At 62.8% G+C, this 17890-nt stretch carries 11 protein-coding genes and 1 pseudogene; 7 read left to right on the top strand and 5 right to left on the bottom strand.

Translation table 11 applies throughout. The features are described 5' to 3' along the window. Positions 1-9: 9 nt before the first annotated feature. Together ANTHELSMS3_RS15945 and ANTHELSMS3_RS15940 are read right to left on the bottom strand one after the other, a co-directional pair. Positions 10-3000 carry a hypothetical protein gene (locus tag ANTHELSMS3_RS15945; RefSeq protein WP_094035733.1) on the bottom strand — a complete coding sequence of 997 codons (2991 nt, stop codon included), beginning with the start codon at positions 2998-3000 and terminating at the stop codon, positions 10-12. A 374-nt stretch (positions 3001-3374) separates the two neighbouring features. Further along, positions 3375-4259 (bottom strand): MurR/RpiR family transcriptional regulator, encoded by an 885-nt coding sequence (locus tag ANTHELSMS3_RS15940; RefSeq protein ID WP_094035732.1) that lies wholly within the window; start codon positions 4257-4259, stop codon positions 3375-3377. A gap of 123 nt (positions 4260-4382) precedes the next feature. Between ANTHELSMS3_RS15940 and ANTHELSMS3_RS15935 the strand changes: the two genes are divergently transcribed. Continuing rightward, positions 4383-6776 (top strand): GcvT family protein, encoded by a 2394-nt coding sequence (locus ANTHELSMS3_RS15935; RefSeq protein WP_094035731.1) that lies wholly within the window; start codon positions 4383-4385, stop codon positions 6774-6776. 27 nt (positions 6777-6803) lie between these two features. On the opposite strand, the gene ANTHELSMS3_RS15930 is transcribed toward ANTHELSMS3_RS15935, so the two are convergent. Both ANTHELSMS3_RS15930 and ANTHELSMS3_RS15925 read right to left on the bottom strand, forming a co-directional pair. Then, entirely contained in the window at positions 6804-7964 is a 1161-nt protein-coding gene (locus ANTHELSMS3_RS15930; protein ID WP_094035730.1) for a trans-sulfuration enzyme family protein, read from the bottom strand. A gap of 220 nt (positions 7965-8184) precedes the next feature. After that, the gene (locus tag ANTHELSMS3_RS15925) at positions 8185-10386 is read right to left on the bottom strand and encodes a DEAD/DEAH box helicase (protein ID WP_094037175.1); all 2202 of its coding nucleotides are present in this window, start codon (positions 10384-10386) and stop codon (positions 8185-8187) included. Between the two features lie 144 nt (positions 10387-10530). Between ANTHELSMS3_RS15925 and ANTHELSMS3_RS26500 the strand changes: the two are divergent. Then, a pseudogene (locus tag ANTHELSMS3_RS26500) lies at positions 10531-11310 on the top strand (ATP-binding cassette domain-containing protein); the annotation flags it as partial. Here ANTHELSMS3_RS26500 and ANTHELSMS3_RS26030 read toward each other — a convergent pair. Beyond that, complete coding sequence (locus ANTHELSMS3_RS26030; RefSeq protein WP_254694756.1) at positions 11230-11430, bottom strand: hypothetical protein; 201 nt, start codon at positions 11428-11430, stop codon at positions 11230-11232. The pseudogene ANTHELSMS3_RS26500 and the gene ANTHELSMS3_RS26030 overlap by 81 nt on opposite strands. Between ANTHELSMS3_RS26030 and ANTHELSMS3_RS26025 the strand changes: the two genes are divergently transcribed. The 5 genes from ANTHELSMS3_RS26025 to ANTHELSMS3_RS15900 are packed head-to-tail and all read left to right on the top strand — an operon-like array spanning position 11402 to position 17890. After that, positions 11402-11932, top strand: a complete 531-nt coding sequence (locus ANTHELSMS3_RS26025) for a hypothetical protein (RefSeq protein ID WP_254694755.1) — start codon at positions 11402-11404, stop codon at positions 11930-11932. The genes ANTHELSMS3_RS26030 and ANTHELSMS3_RS26025 overlap by 29 nt on opposite strands. Before the next feature lie 33 nt (positions 11933-11965). Continuing rightward, positions 11966-12598: a hypothetical protein gene (locus ANTHELSMS3_RS15915; protein WP_094035728.1), complete on the top strand. Its 633-nt coding sequence runs from the start codon at positions 11966-11968 to the stop codon at positions 12596-12598. Positions 12599-12602: 4 nt separating this feature from the next. Further along, positions 12603-14783 (top strand): hypothetical protein, encoded by a 2181-nt coding sequence (locus tag ANTHELSMS3_RS15910; protein ID WP_094035727.1) that lies wholly within the window; start codon positions 12603-12605, stop codon positions 14781-14783. A 15-nt stretch (positions 14784-14798) separates the two neighbouring features. Continuing rightward, a complete protein-coding gene (locus ANTHELSMS3_RS15905) occupies positions 14799-17261 on the top strand; it encodes a hypothetical protein (RefSeq protein ID WP_094035726.1) in 2463 nt (820 codons plus the stop codon). Further along, on the top strand, positions 17258-17890 hold the full coding sequence (locus tag ANTHELSMS3_RS15900) for a hypothetical protein (protein ID WP_094035725.1): 633 nt from the start codon (positions 17258-17260) through the stop codon (positions 17888-17890). Before ANTHELSMS3_RS15905 ends, ANTHELSMS3_RS15900 begins: the two co-directional genes overlap by 4 nt.

The raw sequence follows: 17890 nt of genomic DNA, 5'->3' as shown, positions 1-17890 counted from the left end.
GTCCCTTGCTCATTGCAACGTGGCAGAGGCCGCTGCGGTTGCCAGCTTCCAGTTCTCGATTGCGGTGCCTTCGGTCTTGAGCCGGCTGGCAAGGTAATACAGTCGTTGGGTCGCTGGGCCATCCGGTGCCGTCTCAAACCGTTGCTTGAGGAAATAGGGCGGGATTGCCTGCGAATAGAGAGTTGCGGTCACCGTCACCTTGGCCGGGTCCGTCCCCTCCGGCAACGTGATCCGGTATTCAACCCCGTCAGAGCCGGGTTCAAAATCCGGGTCTGACGCCGCACGCCCTTCTGGCATTGTCGCCTTCATAAAGGCCGCTGTGACCTCACTGTCCCCGAACTTGGCGATGAACTCCGGCGTGCCCGGGGTCAGCGTACCATGCGGCGTCAGGCGGTTGTCTTTGGGATGATAGACCCGGTGCACAAAGCTGGTGGTAAACGCGCGTTCCGCGTTCTGGGTCAGTTCCTCATAGATCTGCACCTGCGTCTGGTCGGTGATCACGCTGTAATGCGGTTGGTACAGCGCCATGTCCGCGCCTTCCGGTACGACATCCAGAAACTCTGTCTTCAACGGCGTCCCTGTGGGATCGACAATCACACCTGCGCCATTGGTGCAGCCCGAACACCACAGCGTCGTGCCATCCGCGCCCACGGCGCGCACCTCAAGAAACGCACGGCGGAATCCGACGCCAGAGGGCAACCTGTGCCCGGTCTTGTTGGTCACGTCCACATTGGCCACGAGCCCGCCATAGCCTTCGGTAAGGTCCAGCGTGACATCCGCCGTCTCTTCGCGCGCCTGCAAGACCATCGTGTCGATGGCAAGCTGTGCGCCATTGGTGGCATAGGTCATTGGATCAGTCCGGCTCATGCCCATCTCGGCGCTGAACTGGCGCAGCATTTCGACCATAAAGACATTGAGCCCGACAAAGCTGTGCCGACGATACCCTTCGCGGAACGGCACATCGACTTCCTCCTGCGGCAACAGGTTGGCCACATCGGGCAGTTTGGTGTCCTGAATGGTGGCAATCTGCGTGGTTATGGCGGGCACTGACAGGCTGCCATCGACACTTTGGAAATCGGACTTCATGTGGCAATCCTGACAGGACTGCGCAGTGCCCTTGTCACTGTAGATGCTGTTGACCCATTCGATATAAGTCGCCTGCTCTACCGAGTGCTGGAAATCGGTCAGCCCCTGCGGAAAGGTCACGCCATATTCGGTGTTGAGAAAGGCCGCACCGTTCTTGGCCGCGTCGTTGAACACCTTTTGATCGGCCACTGTGTAGCCCTCCAGCGGTTTGTCCTTGGGGGCGTCCACATTGGGCAGGTTGATGGTATGGCACGCGCCGCACAGTTCACTGTCCTTGATGTAGTCGTCCTTGACCGGGGTGATGCCCATGGCGTTCTGCATCGGTTTCTCACGCACATCGGCAAACGGGCCGATCAACTTGTCCGCGTCGTTCAGGCGAAAGACACCGGTAGTGCCGTTCATCAGGTAGGTGTCCAGCTTGTTGTATTCCGGCTGGCCCATGGCCCGTTCGGGGGGCGCAATATGATGGCAGACCGTGCAGGAAATCCCCTCACGCGCAAGGTTGCCATAGGCGTGATAGTCATAGGTGCCATCCGCCTTTTGCGCCTTTTCCTCGGCTTCCGTCAGCGGGGCGTGCAATAGCGTATAGGCAACTTTGAAATCGTTCGGGTCCAGCCCCTTGTCCGGGTTGGCGTGGGCGTCGATCTCCAACTGACGTTGTCCCATCGCACCGTGGCAGGACAGGCAGGTGGTTCCAAGGTTGGACGACAGATCCCCCTCGCCCGCCGCCTGCAGCAGGGCAAACTCGCTTTCGAGCTGGGCAAAAAAGATCGGGTCGCGCCCGGCCAACCCCATCGGCGACCACCGCCATTCACCATATTCCGAGATGTTGTAACCGTCTCCGTAATCCGGGCCGGTTTGCAGGAACATCGTGGTGCCAGAGGGTGGCCCACCAAGCCCTCCATGACAGCCGATGCAGTTGTCAGACGTCAGGAAATGCTGGGTGTCGTTGGGGCGCGCGGGCACATGGTCCAGCCATTCGCTGGGTAGGGTCTGTACCTTGCCCGGCGGAACGTCGATGCCGCCCGTGGGGGGGAACATTGCCGCAAAGATCGGGTTAATCTCTACCGGGGACGGCGCGACCTTGGCGTTGGATTTAGCCAATGCCGTCTCATTGTGAAAGAAATCCTCAATCAATGTCGCCTCACTGGCCCCCATGGCGGGGCGCTGGACGGCCGGCAGGTTGAACGGACCGGGCGGAAACCCCTCCATATCGCGCCAGCTTTCGTCGACGCGAAAGATCAGTGGCTCACCGGGATAGCCTTCGACATTGTCGAGGCTGGAATAGATCAGTTCCTCTGCGGCAGAGGCATGACAACGCATGCACATCCCGTCCCCCGCCTGCCCCGAAGGTGGCGTAAACGGCGGGTCAAAGCTGTCCACCGTCGCCGACTGCCCGACAGAGGCAAAGAACCAACCGCCATGCGACAGCGCGCTGTCCTTTACCATTACGGTCCAGTTCAGCCCTCCGGTGGTGCGCAGAAACTCCAACATCTCTGCCTCGACCTTGGCGGGATCGTCGGGATGCATGAACGCCAGCATCTCACGGTATTCGACGTATCGCGCGGCAGGTGGAGAGGCCATTTCCTTGACCACGATCGCACCATCGGGAATGGCGCCCGTCCGACCGCCCTCAAGCCAAGTCAGAACCTCGGGCGAATAATAGATACGCACCGCCGGATGCACGCCGTATGAGGTGTCCAGCACAAACGGCCCGGTGTCGCGCCAGCTTTTGTCGCGGGTCCAGCCCTCCTTCGCAAAGGTGCGGTCGGCGATAAACGGATACAGCTGTGCCTCGTAGTCCAGCAGCGGCAAGGCCGATGGCAGCGGCAGCGTGGTACTTTCAACCTGCGCGACCGCAGCCCCTCCGGATATGAGAACAAAAAGAGCGGCGGCGGCGCGGGTGCGGAGCATATGTGAAAACCTAAATGGAGAGCGGCTATATCAGCTTGCAATCTAAAGATGTGCAAATCAACCCTGTTGATCGTTTCACTGTCGTCGATCAGCTTTTAGAAAATCTTAATGGCGGTGGGGAACGGCCAAGGGTGTCTTGTCAAAATCACTGCCCACGTCTCACCGCGCGCCCTACTGCCCGCGACACATCCCATCGGGTGACCGAGGCAAAATATCATCCGCTGGCTTGTTCGAAGACCTCTTTGCCGGAGTCGCACGCGGCGTCCCGCCCGCCTCGGAGCGACGCAAATCCCGCCCCGATCCGGGAACATCTACTGGTCAAGCTCGGCTTTCTGCATGTCCAAGCTCCAAAATTCGTCCCCCCGAGGCAAAAACTAATGTTTTTTCTGCACCGCCCAGTAGGCCTGTGTCTCTTGGCGCAACACCTCATAGGACATGATTCGCTCTTTTGCCTCGGCGCCACCGCGCGCGACAAGCATGGCAATCAGCGTTTCGATCAGGGCCATCACACCTGCGTAACAACAGAAATGATGCGTCGACAGCACCGAGGCCAACAGAGTCTCATCCGCCTGAAACTCGGGGGAGACGATCTCGCTGTCGGTGATCATGATCAGTCTGACGCCCTTACGGCGGGCGAATTTGCAGGCATCGATGGTTTCACGCGAATAGGGCGTAAAGGTCAGCGCGATCATCACGTCCCCTGGTTGGGCCGAATGCAGGTCATCCACCGGACTGCCCATGTGGCGCGGGATCAACCGCAACGACGGCAGCGCCATCCGGCCCACATAATGCAGATAATAAGCCAAGCCATAACTGGCGCGCGTGGCGGTCAGAAAGACGTTTGGCGCGCCTGTCAGCAAATCCACCACCCGCGCCATGCGCGCAGCATCGGCCTGTTCCAACGACCGTTGCACGATCGCCATACCGTTCAGCGCCGCCTCGGCCTGTACCCGACCCAGTTCCCCTGCCTCGCGCACCCCCTCGACCCAGCCGGGTCTGTCCTCAGCGGTGGACGATACCAGCGCCTGCCGGAACGGGTCGCGAAGGGCGTCAAAGCTGTCAAAGCCCAACCGCTCGGCCAGTCGGACCAGTGTATAGGTGCTGACACCGGCCTTGCGCGCGGTATCCCGGATCGGGTCCAGACCAAAATCAGACGGATGGTCGACCACATATTTGGCCGCCGTGCGCAGCCCGCGCGGCAGATCTGGGATACCGCCTTTCAGCGTTGCAAGGGTACGGTTTCTCAGGGTCGGCTCCATGCGCCAAGGGCCTCCGCATGACAAATCAGATGTTATTATTTCCACCTATTGTCCAAATTCGTTTTTTCAACAAGATCACAGTGCAGCCAACCGCGCGCCCAGCCAGCCCTTATGGACATTCTCATGCCAGAGCCTCTTCCCTCTCACGCCTCCGTTGTTGTCATTGGTGGTGGCATCATGGGATGTTCCACCCTGTACCACCTCGCCCAAATGGGTGTCAGCGATGCGGTCCTGCTGGAACGCAATGCGCTGACCTCTGGCACCACTTGGCATTCCGCCGCACAGGTGCGGGCGCTGCGCAATTCGCGTAACCTGACGCGGATGATCCAGTATTCCGTCGATCTGTATTCACGGCTGGAACAGGAAACCAGGCAGTCAGTCGGTTGGATCCAGAAGGGATCGCTGTCGATCGCCACCAACCCGGACCGCTTAACCCATGTAAAACGTCAAGAGGCGCTGGCACATGCCTATGGCATTGACGCCGTCTCGATCCCCCCCGGAGAGGCCAAGGAACGCTGGCCCCTGATGAATGCCGAGGACGTGCTGGGCGCGGTCTGGTCACCCTCTGACGGCCGGGTGTCGCCCTCTGATGTCTGTGCCGCGCTGGTCAAGGGCGCAAAGGCGCAGGCGGCCAAGCTGTTCGAACGGACCGGCGTCACCGGCATCCTGACCGATCAGGGCCGCATCACCGGGGTTGAGACGACACAGGGCGCGATCACCTGCGACGCGGTGGCGCTATGCACCGGACTGTGGTCGCGCGAGGTAGGCGCTATGGCCGGGGCCGAGGTTCCGGCGCTGGCCTGCGAACATTTTTACCTGTTAACCAAACCGATTGACGGCATTGTCGGCAACACCCCGACCCTGTCGGATCACGACAACCACCTGTATATCCGCGATGACAGCGGCGGTCTGCTGGTCGGCTGTTTCGAACCGATGGGTAAACCCATCGCGCCGGGCGTGCTGAACGAGAGCTTTGAATTTGGTCTGCTGCCAGAGGACTGGGACCACTTTGAGCCGATGATGATGAACGCTCTGCACCGACTGCCCGCACTGGAAACCGCAGAGGTCAAGATGCTGCTGAACGGCCCCGAAAGCTTTACCCCCGACGGCACATTTATGCTGGGCGAAACCGCCGAGACGCGCGGGCTGTTTCTAGGCTGCGGCATGAACTCTGTCGGGATGGCCTCTGGCGGTGGCGCGGGCATGAACCTTGCCCATGCCATCGTGCATGGCCACACCGCCTATGACCTGTCAGAGGCGGATGCCAAGCGCTTTGCCCCGGTGTTCAACTCGGTCGAGCATCTGATGGCCCGCGCGCCAGAGATCCTTGGCACGCATTACGACATTTGCTATCCCGGCAAACAGCTAAAGACCGCACGAGACCTGCGCCGCCTGCCATTGGATGCGGAATACCGCGCCGCTGGTGCGCACATGGGGCAGGTCTATGGCTGGGAGCGGCCGCTGTACTTTGGCAAGACGGCAGAGCCGGTGCTGCGGTTTGACCGGCCCGACTGGTTCGAAAACGTCCGTGCCGAGGTCAGTGCCGCACATGAAAAGGCGGCGATCTTCGACGCCTCGCCCTTGGGCAAGATCGAGGTGACAGGCCCGGACGCCGAGGCATTCTTGCGCTACACTTGCGCCGGTCATGTGCAGCGCTCGCCGGGCTCCGTGATCTACACCGCTGTCCTGAACCAGCGCGGCACTTATGAGAGCGACATCACCGCGCATCGCATCGCACAGGATCACTACCGGCTATTTGTCGGCACCAATGCGATCAAACGCGATTTGGCTTGGTTTCGCCGCCATGCTGTAGGCTTTGACCTGACGCTGGAAGACAGCACCGAAAAGTACGCCGTACTGGGCCTGATGGGACCAGAGGCGGCGCGCATCGTTGGTGACTGCGGCGCGCCAGATCTCAACGATCTGGGATACTTCAAGGTCGGTCCGGCCCATATCGCGGGCAAACATGTGCGCGCCGCGCGCCTGTCCTATGTCGGTGAGGCGGGTTGGGAGATCACCTGTCTGACGGAAAACGCGCGCGCCATCTACGCAGCATTGACGGCGGCAGGTGCGGTGCCTGCGGGGCTGTTTGCACAGACCTCGATGCGGGTTGAAAAGGGCTTCTGCGCCATGGGGCACGAACTGGACAGCGACGTCACGCCGATCAGCGCCGGGCTGGATTTTGCCACCCGGAAATCGGGTGGGTTTATCGGCGCTAACGCTCTGGCGGCGGCGCGTGCGAAGGGCGATGTCTCACGCGTCTTTTCCCTGACCCTGGACGACCCCACAGCGGTGCCGCTGGGTCATGAGCCGGTTTATCTGGACGGCAAGATTGTCGGTCAGACCACGACCTGCGCCTTTGGCTACCGGGTGGGCAAACCCGTTGCGCTGTGCCACGGGCATCACCGTCTGGCAGGGGGTACAAGGCTTCAGGTCGACATCGCACGCCAGATGTTTGACGCAACCGTGGCCGAGGGGCCGATGTTCGACCCAGACGGTACCCAGATGAAGGTTTGATTCTGCGCGCGGCGTTCCGGCCCGTCGCTAGCTGAACGCCCGCGCAATCGCTTGTTCCAGATCATAGATCAGATCGTCGGGGTCTTCGATCCCGGCGGACAGTCGCAACAGGCGGGCGTCCACGGGAAACCCCTCACCGGACACCGTCTTGCGATGTTCAATCAGGCTTTCGACCCCGCCCAGCGAAGTTGCGGGATAGAACACCTCGCAGAACCGCGCCACGTCGATGGCGTTCTGTTCGGTTCCGTCGATCAGGATCGACAACATACCGCCAAATTGCCCGTCAGTCTGACGCTTGGCCACCTCATGGCCCGGATCAGAGGGCAGACCGGGATACAGCACTGCCGCCACATGTTGGTGACCCTCGAAATGTCTGGCAATCGCCATGGCGTTCTTGCACGACTTTTCGACCCGCAGGAACAGCGTCCGCATTCCCCGGATCAACAGCCAGGCATCATGCGACTGCAATACCGTGCCGTGCAGTTTGCGCACCATGTAGATGTCTTCCCAGTCCTGATCGACTTCCTTGACCGACAACACCCCGGCGGTGCAATCCGAATGGCCGTTCAGGAACTTGGTCGCCGAATGGAATGAGAAATCCGCCCCCAGATCCAGCGCCCGGGTCATGTTGGGCGGTGTCGCGGTACAATCGGTCAACAGCTTGGCCCCGGCGGCATGGGCGATCTCTGCGGCGGCAGCAATATCGGTGACTTCCCAATTGGGGTTGTTGGGCGTTTCGACCCAGACCAGCCGGGTTTCGCCGGGTTTGACCGCCGCCGCCAGTTCATCAAGGTTTCCAGCGGTGTAGTAGCTTACGCTGATCCGCCCCTTCTTCGCATAGGTTTGAATCTGGTACAGGACGCCGTGATACATGACGCGCGGCACCACAACATGCGCGCCGGTCGGCAAATGTTCAATCACAGCGGTGCAGGCCGACATGCCGGACGCGAACAGGAACGACTCCGTGGCGTTTTCCAGCTCGGCGATGATTGCCTCGGCCTGACTGGTGGTCTGGTTGCCGTCACGGCGATACCAGTACGGCTTGCGCACCGCGTAGTTTTCGTCGCGCGCATAGGTGGCCGCTGGCTGGATCGACGGCACAACCGCGCCAGTCTCAGCCTCAATGACGTGCAGCGCCTGCGCGACCCGGGTGACAAGAGAGTGTTTGCGGTTGCTGGTGTCGGTCATGGGTCTGGTATCCCTGTTCGTATTGGCTTCGCTTTGCGACTGCATCGCGCGAAGCCACCGGTCTTGCAAGAACCGAAGTGCCCATAAACACCGGACGTCTAGGCAAGGCGAACGCATTTTTCCGGGGGTGTTCGGGTCATTGGCAATCCTCACCACGGAATCGCCCTAGCGCCATACAAGAACGTCCGGTCAGCTTGCTGCTGGCCGGACGCCTGAAGTTCTAGCGCTTTCCGCGCTTGGGCGCGTCAAAGCCACCTTCGCGGGGGCCGCCCGGTCCGCGCGGCTTGCCAGCCGGTTTACCCGGCTTCTTGGGTACAAACCGCTTGGACGTATTGCTTGCATCACCAGCGCCAGCAGGCTTGCCCTTGCCCGGCCCCTTTGGCTTGGCCCCAAACGGCTTGGGGCCGGTCGATTTATGGCCCGGCTTTCCGGCAGGGCTGGGTCTGGCTTTAAACTTGGCCGGTCCGGTCGCGTCCTGATCCCGAGAGCGGGATTGCCCCGGAGCCGATGAGCCCGCCTCTTGCCGAGGCTTGCCCTCGTATTTGGGTTTGCCTTCGTACTTGGGCTTGCCCTCATATCTGGGCTTGTCCCCGGACTTCGGCTTGTCCCCGTACTTTGGTTTTTCGCCGTACTTCGGCTTATCGCCATACGACGGCTTGTCGCCATGCACGGCGCGGGCTGCCGGTCTGGGCCGCTCGGTGGCCTCGGCGCGGTCCTTGCGCGGCGCGGGCGCGGCATCGTCGTGGCGCGGCGGACGCGGCTTGCGCGGTTTGTCGTCGTTGTCGAAATCCCGGCGGGGACGCGGACCGGCACCGTCGGGTTTCGGCCCACGACGCTGCGGTTTCAGGTCCGGGGCCTTGTCCATGGCACGCACGGCAATGCCGTCTTCCAGCACCGCATCGGCGCCCAGTGCGGACAGGAAGCCGTCAACCTTGGCGGCCAGCAATTCCACATAGGTCTCACTGTCCTGCACGCGGATCGCGCCAATGTCGTTCTTGTCCAGCCCGCCTGAGCGGCACAGCAGCGGCAAGAGCCAGCGCGCCTCTGCGCGGTCACCGCGACCGACCGACAGCGACACCCAGCGGCTGGGGCCAAAGCTGCGCTCTGCATTGCGGGCCGGTTTGGAATCCGGCGGCAGCAATTCTTCGGGGGCGGCATGGCGCGACTGGTACATCCGTAGATAAGCGGCGGCGATGGCCTCGGGACCGTGACGCTCCAACAGTTTGGCAGCAAAGGTGCTCTGGTCCTCGGTCACGGGCTCATCCCATGCGGGATCGTTCAACAGGCGCTCTTCGTCCTGGCGCAGAATATCCTCCGGCGACGGTGCCTCTGTCCATTCGGCGTTGATCTTGGCCCATTTCAGCAGCCTGTCGGCCTTGTTGGTCATGCGCGGCGGCACGATCAGCGCTGAGATCCCCTTGCGCCCTGCCCGGCCCGTCCGACCAGAGCGGTGCAGCAGGCTTTCGGTATTCGTGGGCAGATCGGCGTGGATCACCAGATTGAGGTTCGGCAGGTCGATGCCCCGCGCCGCCACATCCGTGGCCACACAGACCCGCGCCCGTCCGTCGCGCATCGCCTGCAACGCATGGGTGCGTTCGGTCTGGCTAAGTTCCCCCGACAGGCTGACCGTGGCCAGCCCCCGGTTGCCCAGCCGCGCCGACAGATGGTTCACTGCAGCACGGGTGTTCGCAAAGACGATGGCGCTTTGATCGTGATGAAAGCGCAACATGTTGAAAATCGCATGTTCGCTGTCCGACGCTGCGACGCGGATGGCCTGATAGGAAATATCGGCGTGCTGCGTGGTGCCGGTGAGCGTGCTGATCCGCTGTGCGTCGCGTTGATACTGTTCCGCAAGCTTGACGATGGTCGGCGGCACAGTGGCCGAGAACAGCAGCGTGCGCCGCTCTTCCGGGGATTCCCCCAGAATATACTCCAGATCCTCATGAAACCCGAGGTCCAGCATCTCATCCGCTTCGTCCAGCACCGCCGCCTTCAGCCCGCTGAGATCCAGCGATCCGCGCAGGATGTGGTCCTTGAGGCGGCCGGGGGTGCCGACAACGATATGCGCACCGCGCGACAAGGCGCGGCGTTCGTCGCGCATGTCCATGCCGCCCACGCAGGAGGTGACAACCGCGCCGGTGCGGGCATACAGCCACGCCAGTTCCTGTTTGACCTGAAACGCCAGTTCGCGTGTCGGCGCGATGACCAGCGCCAGCGGCTCTGCCGCGCGGTCAAAGGACGTCGCCTCACCCAGTAGGGTGGGTGCGATGGCAAGGCCAAAGCCCACGGTCTTGCCTGACCCGGTTTGCGCCGACACCAGCAGGTCCGACGCCGCCAGTTCCGGCGCAATCACGGCCTCCTGAACAGGGGTCAATTTGTCGAAACCACGCTCGGCGAGCGCCTCGGACAGAGAAGAGATCATAGTGGGGAAATTCCATGGAAAAGCGGCAGCAAGTGCCGGAAACAGCGCCGCGACGGCACAAGACCCGCAGCTATAGGCCAAACCCGCAAAGAAGTACATGGCCGAATAGCCGATACACGCGCACTTGATGCCGCACCCTTACAGATGCGCAGACATTGTACCCGATCAAGACGGCAACCGGACCTGTGCGATGATCCGTCTGATGCCACTATGCACCGTTTTCGAACGCCGTCCAGCGCCCTGTGCGACATGTCCGCCCCCATCACGGACATGTCCCTGTCGCTGCACCCGTGCGCACTGCACCGGGAAGGCCCCCCTCCCCTTGTGGTCCACGCCGCCGGGCTCGCCCCCTTGCACCCCCGGCCTGAACGCGGTTTAGTCGTGCAAAGTTCATTTCTGACAAACAGGTTTCAGGTGTCAAACCGCGTAGCGATTTGCAGACAGACCGGCATGGTCTATCGCACGGCGCAAGGCCGTGATCAGCCCGGTTTCAGCGGCATCTACATCGACTCACTGGACATCACCGGCCCCGGCGTCGTGGCGGTCATCGGGCAGTCAGGCTCTGGCAAATCAACACTGTTGAGCGTGTTGAGCGGCCTCAAAGCCCCCAATCTGGTGTCCGCGGCGGCCGCTGGATCGCAATTGCAATTGCTGCCGGGCAGCGATGACAGCGCCGATCTGCTGGCAGGCACGCCGCCCAAACCGGGCACGGTCAGCTTTGTCTTTCAGGAATCCTACCTGATGAAAAGCCTGTCGGTCGGGCTGAATGTCGATATGGCGCGAGCACTGACGCGGCCCCGGCTGGAGTCTGCGCGATTTACCGGTCTGATGACAGAGTTCGGGCTATTGGGCCCCGAGGACAAGGCGCAGGGTCTGCACGACATGCGCGTGTCCGACCTTTCCGGAGGCCAGCAGCAGCGGATTGCCGTCGCCCGTGCGCTGGCCGCCGACCCGCGCGTGATCTTTTGCGACGAACCAACCAGCAGTCTGGACGCCGCTTGGCTGGCTGCGACGGATGTCGCGTTCGACCTTTGCACTGATCATCCTGCTGGGCATCCTTGCGGCCTATGCCACCCTGTTCGGAACCTCCGTTTTGGACGCGAAATTCGCCCGCGACCTGTCGCGGCCAGAGGTTTCGCACTACACGCTGGAACGGTTCGGAGACGTGGACAGCACCGCAGAGGACCTGCTGTCGCTGCGTGCGGTGCGGCAGATCGAAACCGACCTAACCACCCGGTTTGCGCCAGAGATCGCCGCCGGCGCACGATCGCCACAGGTGTTTGGCAGGCGGCTGGAACTGAGCGTTCGCGCCGCGGACCTACGCGGGAATTGCGACGGGGCGCGCAACCGCGCGGGGAATGCAGTGCTTGTCGTCTACGACCATGCAGAGCCGCTGTACCGCGATCTGCCAATCCGGCCTGCTGGCGCGCCACTGACAGCCATTGCTGCCTTTGACAAACCCGACCTGCGAGAGGCCGCCTTTGTCACGCCGGATTTCCTCAAACGGCGGTTCGGCGTAAATCCCGGCGACCCAGTGCCCGAGTAGTTCTGTTTCGGCACCGAACGGCTGCTCAAACCGGTGCGCATTGCCGGTCTGATCGCCGATATTCCTGGATCATCGGTGCTGAGCGCCGAAATCGCGATGACCAACGACGCCTATCTGCGGCTGATGAAATCGCCCGATATACGACCCAACCACTGGGGCAACAGCTGGCCGCCCATTGACAGCGCGGCGCTGTACTTTGACGCCGAGTATGCGGAAGAGTTGTTCTGCACCATCGACGAGTGGGCCGACCGACCAGAGCTGTACGATCAGATCCACGGCCCCGGCTACAAGCTGAACGATGATGCGCTGGCGCAGGTGCGGCGATTGCTGGGCATTGCGCTGGGCAGCCGCAACCTGCTGTTTGCCGTCATGACCGCGATGGCCATCTCTATCGCCATTGCCGTTGCCCTGTCGGTGCAGGCCTTCATCGTTTCGAATGGACGGTTCCTCAGCATCATACGTGCCGTAGGCTACCGGCTGGGCCACATCGTGTTTTTGGTGCCGCTGGCACTGCTGATGATCACGCTGGCCGTAACCATTCTGGCAGGTTTCGAACTGGTGATCGCCCATGAGCTGCAGGCGGCGCGCATCGCGCGGGTTTGGGATCTGGCGCCCGATTGGCTGGGCTGGTCGGTCATCCAGACCGCGCAGGCCGTCGGCCTGTGACCCGGTGCTGGTCGCCTATGCCGAAAGCCAACTGTCAGACGGTCTGTCCGCCATGCGCCTGTTGCGCGATGACACCCCGCTGTTCGATCCCGTGGCAGCGCAGACGCCAGAAGCGGCGCCACCGTTCTCCGGCTTTTTCGGGCTTCTGACGGAACGCCAGCGCGACCCGGTGGATTTCAACACCACCGGCGCATTCCGGCATGAAGGCTGCATAGAGGTCACCGGCATCCTGCGCACCGACGAACGCCAAGAGGTACTGTCCCGACGCGACGGCGCACCGATGCCGGTATCGGTCTTTGTCTTCAACGAGGGTGTGTTTGGTCTGGAATTTCTCGAAGGCCTTTCGATCACCGAAGCCAATGCCCGGATGAGCGTCGGCCCCCTGTTGATCCACCCGGATCTGCGCGGCAGCGGCGGCGGTACATTGACCCGCCAAGACGATGCCTTTGCCGATTTCAGCGTGGCTCCCTACATCGCCAGCCAAAAGGAAGACACGTTCACCAAAGGCGATTGGGCGTGGATGGCGCTGGACCTGCGGCAAGGCAAGGGGCGGCAACTGGTTGCTGTGACCTGCGACGCGGGATGCGCCACCTATCTTAGCGACTTCACGGCCCGGCTGTTGGCTGCCAGTGGTCCGGTGCAGCCGATTGCGCCGCCGCTTCGCGTTCTTGCCCCAACTCCTGATCCTGACCCTGATCCCGATCCAGCAGACGGCTCCGTCACGGATGTGCCAAAGCCGCGTGCCGATCCCGCTGATTTTGTGGATGAACGGCTCTCGGTCACACTGATCGGCCCGGAGGATGAGGTGATCCTTCTGGATAGCATCCGATTGGCAGACAAACTCGACCACCACAGCCCGGAGGACAGACACGCCATTCGCGCGGCACTGGACACCCTGCTCAGCGACAGCGCAGTGGACCGCGCGGCGGCGCTTGTGCAACTGATCGACTTCGGTGTTCTGGACTCCGGGTTGCAACCCTATGCCATCGAGGTTGCAGAGCGCGGCTATCGTCTGGTCCTGCGGGCGCCGCCCCCGCCGCCGCCTCGTTTGCTGACGGGGGTGGACCTGCTGCTGGCAGACCCGCCGGGTAGTGCCATCGTTGCCAGCTGCGTCCCCGAGGCCGAGATTTCCCATCCTGACCACCCCTCTCTCCGCCTGCCGCTGGAGATCGACCTGAATAGTGCGGTCGTCGACCCCGGTGGCGAAGAGGTCTATGGCCGGTTTACCCTGAGCACCGACAATACGGCCCCGATCCTGTCGATGCCGATGCGGGAATTGAGCCTGCGCCTGTTCGCCCCGTCCGAGGTTCGGCCCTACGCCGACGCCCGCCCGCAACCCTCCAGTTGCAGCCTGTCGTGGGGCGGACACTTTCCCGAAACCGCCCTACCGCTGGCGGATCTGACTGACGAACCCGGCGCGCCAGACGCACCTGATTTGCCCGTGTCCGTGACCGAAGGCGGCCGCGTTGTCTTTGCTGACGCTGCCCTGACCAGCACCGCACGGCCAGTCTTTGTCCTGCTCTACAATGCCACCGGGTTGGAGGCCACTAACGGAATGCCGCTGCGACCGGACCTGTATCCGGGCTGGACCCTTGCGCGCGGCGGGCGTGACATGATGTCGGCGCTCAGCATCCTTGCCAGTTCCGCGCAAACGGTTTTTTCCCGACGAGTCGAGGATCTGTTCCTGTTGCAAGCGGCGGGGGGCGTGGACAAGGGATTTCTGCCGCCCGAACCCCTGACGGCCGACAGTGCGCTGCGCGCCGCCAAGACCTTGCACCCGGGTGAGGTTGGTCCACTGAACCTTGAGAACGAACTGAAGGCGCGCGCAGCGTCCACCGCCACCCCACCCCGTTTTGTTATTCTTGGACGCAGCGGACTGGACGCGGGGACCGACTACTGTGCCACGCCCCCCGCGTTGCCGGACCGCAGTCGGCGTGGATCGCTGGTGATCGATTTCCTTAGCCAGCAGGCGACCTTTGACCTGTCCAAGCCGGTGCAAGCGACGCTGATCAATCCGACAGGGTCCGAGACATTTGCAACCGCCGCCGAACGGCTGGCCACACGCTGTCCCGACGATGGCAGCGGTTTGACCCATTGGGTCGTTACCCCCGATGTCGCGGATCAGTTGAAACTGATCCATGCGCTGGAAACCCTCGCCCCTTATCTCTTCGGAGACCTGCAATGATCCGACTGTTCCCCCTTGTCTCAGCGGTCGCGGCTCTGTTCGCGCTGCCCCTGCCCGCTGCCGCCCAACAGGCCGACAGGCCGACAGGCCGACAGTTTCGTCAGCCCCTCGGGCACCTGCCAGTCCGATCTGAACGAAAAGATCTCTGCCTATCCGCGCAGCGGCAACAGCGTCACGGTCCGTGCCCAGCAGATCAAATCCGGCCGCCTTGCGCCGCAACCCATGACAGACTCGGTGATCCCGCCCTTTACGCCGGTCAAATGCTTTGCCCGCACGGACGACCTTGTGCTGATCCTTGCCGAAGAGGGGCAGAACTTTTGCGGCTGGGTGCCGCGCACCGCCCTGCTAGGCGGGGCGCAGGGCGATGCCGGTCCGATAACACCGCTGAACCGAGGGCGCGCCTGTCCCTCGCTGGATCCGATGAGCGTCTCGGCCTATTGCGCCCAGAAAGAGCAACTGGGCAGCTTTGAGGCGCTCTGTGAAGAGCTGCGCCAGCCCGACGGCAGCTTTGCCGACAACCCGATCGAAACCAAGTTTCTGACATGGAACGCCAACGCCGATGATCCCGCCGACCGCGCCGCCGTCGCGCGCTATTCGGCGCCGGACACCGGCGCGCGGCTGGACAGCGATCTGTCGATCTTTTCCGTCTTCAAGGTCTGGGACGTGGCGGCCTCGCCCGATGGCGAAGACCTGTTTGTCCTGATCGGCCCGGATCAAAAGACGGTTGAGGGTTGGGTGCTGGAAACCGCCGGAACGGTCTGGTTCTCGCGTCTGACCACGTTCTTCAAAAAGGGCGCAACGGCCCCGATCCTGACCGAAGCCCCCGGCACCGCCGCCGCCGAACCTCTGGCCGTCGTGCCACCCAATCTGGACGCGATGCTGTCAGGCGGTGAGGATTTCGACAAATACCCGGTTCTGGTGGACAATCGCGCACCCGAGGCGACGCTGGGCACCCGGCAGGAACCACATCTGGAGATCGCCTTTATTGGCGCGCGCTGCGGGGAAAACCAACTGTGTTCCGACACGGGCGGAGACCGGGTCGTGGACAAGATCAGCCTGCTGGATTCCGTCGACGTCTTGTTTGTCATGGTTGCGACCGCGTCGATGGCGGACTACTTTCCCATGGTCGCCAAAGAGGTGGCCGACATCGCCCTTGCGCGCGCCTCGACCACCAACCGCTTTGGCGCGGTGATGTACGGCGATTTCCTGTCGACAGGGGCGATGGACCACGGCGGGCCGATGCAGATCAAGACGGCGGTGCCGCTGACCGAGATTTATGGCGGGGACGAGTTCGACCCGCTGCAAACCGCCGATCTGTTCATCGCCGACCCGGTGGGCGGCAAGCCAGAGGCCGCCTTTGCCGCCCTGTACCAGGCGATCACTTCTGCCGACTGGCGCCCGGACGGCGTGCGCATTGTCGTGCATATCGCAGACCACGGCGACCGGGGTCCGGCCCCTGATGTGTTGGTCGATCTGATGTCGGCGCAGAACGTGCTGTATGTCCCCATTGCGGTGCTGGGCGAATTCATCGCCGGGGTAAACAGCGATCTGGTCACCCAGACCCGCGACCTGCTGAACCGGACGCGCATCGACGGCGTGCCGATGGGGATCGACACGCAACTGACCTATGACCCCGCGCGCGGCGGACAATCAGACGATGAGGCGCGCCTGCGCATCCGTCAGTCGCTGCGCGGCGCGACTGAATTGCAGGACGTGATCAGCACCCAGATCGCCAGCATCCTGCTCAGCGGTGAGGAAAGCACCGTGGCGGAAACGAACCGCTATCCCCCCGGCTACGCGCAATTGGTGGCCGCTGCACGCAAGATCTACGGCATTGATCTGGACGACGTACAAGGCTCTGCCGAAGCGCGGACATTGGCGGCAAAGGGCTATGTCGCGGTGCCCCCCGATGGCACGTCGAACGATTGGGACTATTTCGCCGCGATCAGCCCCAATGACGTCAAACTGCTGTCAGAACAGTTCGATATCCTGTGCAAGTCGATGCATGACACCGGTGCAGAGGGCCTTCTGTCCAATGCCCTGCGCGAAGTCATCGAGATCCTGACCGGCGATGTGCTGTCACGCGACAACGCGCTGTACTTTGCCTATTTCGACAACCGCGACGACATCCCGCTGGTGAACCGGACCATCCTTGGCGACGGGGTATTTGAACTGGGACAGGATCTGGGCAGCCTGTCCAAAACCACCCGCACAAGGGTCGAGGCGTACCGGCGCGAGGCGTGTCGCACCCGCAAACTGCTCAAGCTGATCGACTCCAACCTGCGGGTGGAGCGCCCGTTCGAGATTGGTCCTGACGGTCGGCCCGGCGATCTGGTCTGGGATCAGGTGGAACAGGACTATGACGATCTGGCCAGCCGCAAATACATCTGGCCCCGCATCGGCATCGGAAACGTGCAGACGATCTATCTGCCGCTAAGCTATATGCCGCGCCCCTATGATGAGGTCCGCAGCCAATGACGTCCCCGGACGGCGCGCCGCCCTACTACAGGTTCCGCAGTCAGGCGCGCTATGCCCGGGCGCGGGCCGACCTGTTGGCTTGGTATCTGACCGGGGACCAGCCGGATGAGGACGCGCCATTTTCTCCAGCCGAGTTCACCGCCGCATTGCCGCCGGACAGCCCGCTGTCGACCCCGCTGGCGGCCCGTCCCGAAGGCGCGCACCCGAATACCCTTGGCGCGGCCCTGGCCAATCTGCGGATCTGCCTGCACTTGTCCGAACTGGTCTGGCCGTCGGCCGAAAGCTTTGAGGCGGCGCTGGCCGCCACCCGAACAGCCAAGGCGGTGCGGTCCGAGACGGTGGTCCTTCAGCCGGTGGCCGCGCCGCCCCCTGATCCGGTCGAGGTGCCCGCGACACCAATCCCCCAACGACGACGACCGCTGGGGAGGCTCTTGCGCGAAATGGTCCTGCTGGGGCTGCTGGCGCTGCTTGGCTGGTCCGGCGGGCGTCTGATCCAGACCGCCGTCGAACGCCGCGCCATCGCCGCCGATCCGGCGCGCGCCCGCAGCACATCCGGCCAGATGCTTGCCGCGCTTGCGCCCTTGGCCCCCGAGGGCGGCACCGACTGGATCGTTGCGACCCCGGCGTAG

The organism is Antarctobacter heliothermus (assembly GCF_002237555.1).
Lineage (GTDB): Bacteria > Pseudomonadota > Alphaproteobacteria > Rhodobacterales > Rhodobacteraceae > Antarctobacter > Antarctobacter heliothermus_B.
The sequence above is the reverse complement of the archived record's forward strand: the minus strand, read 5'-3'. Positions and strand labels throughout refer to the sequence as shown.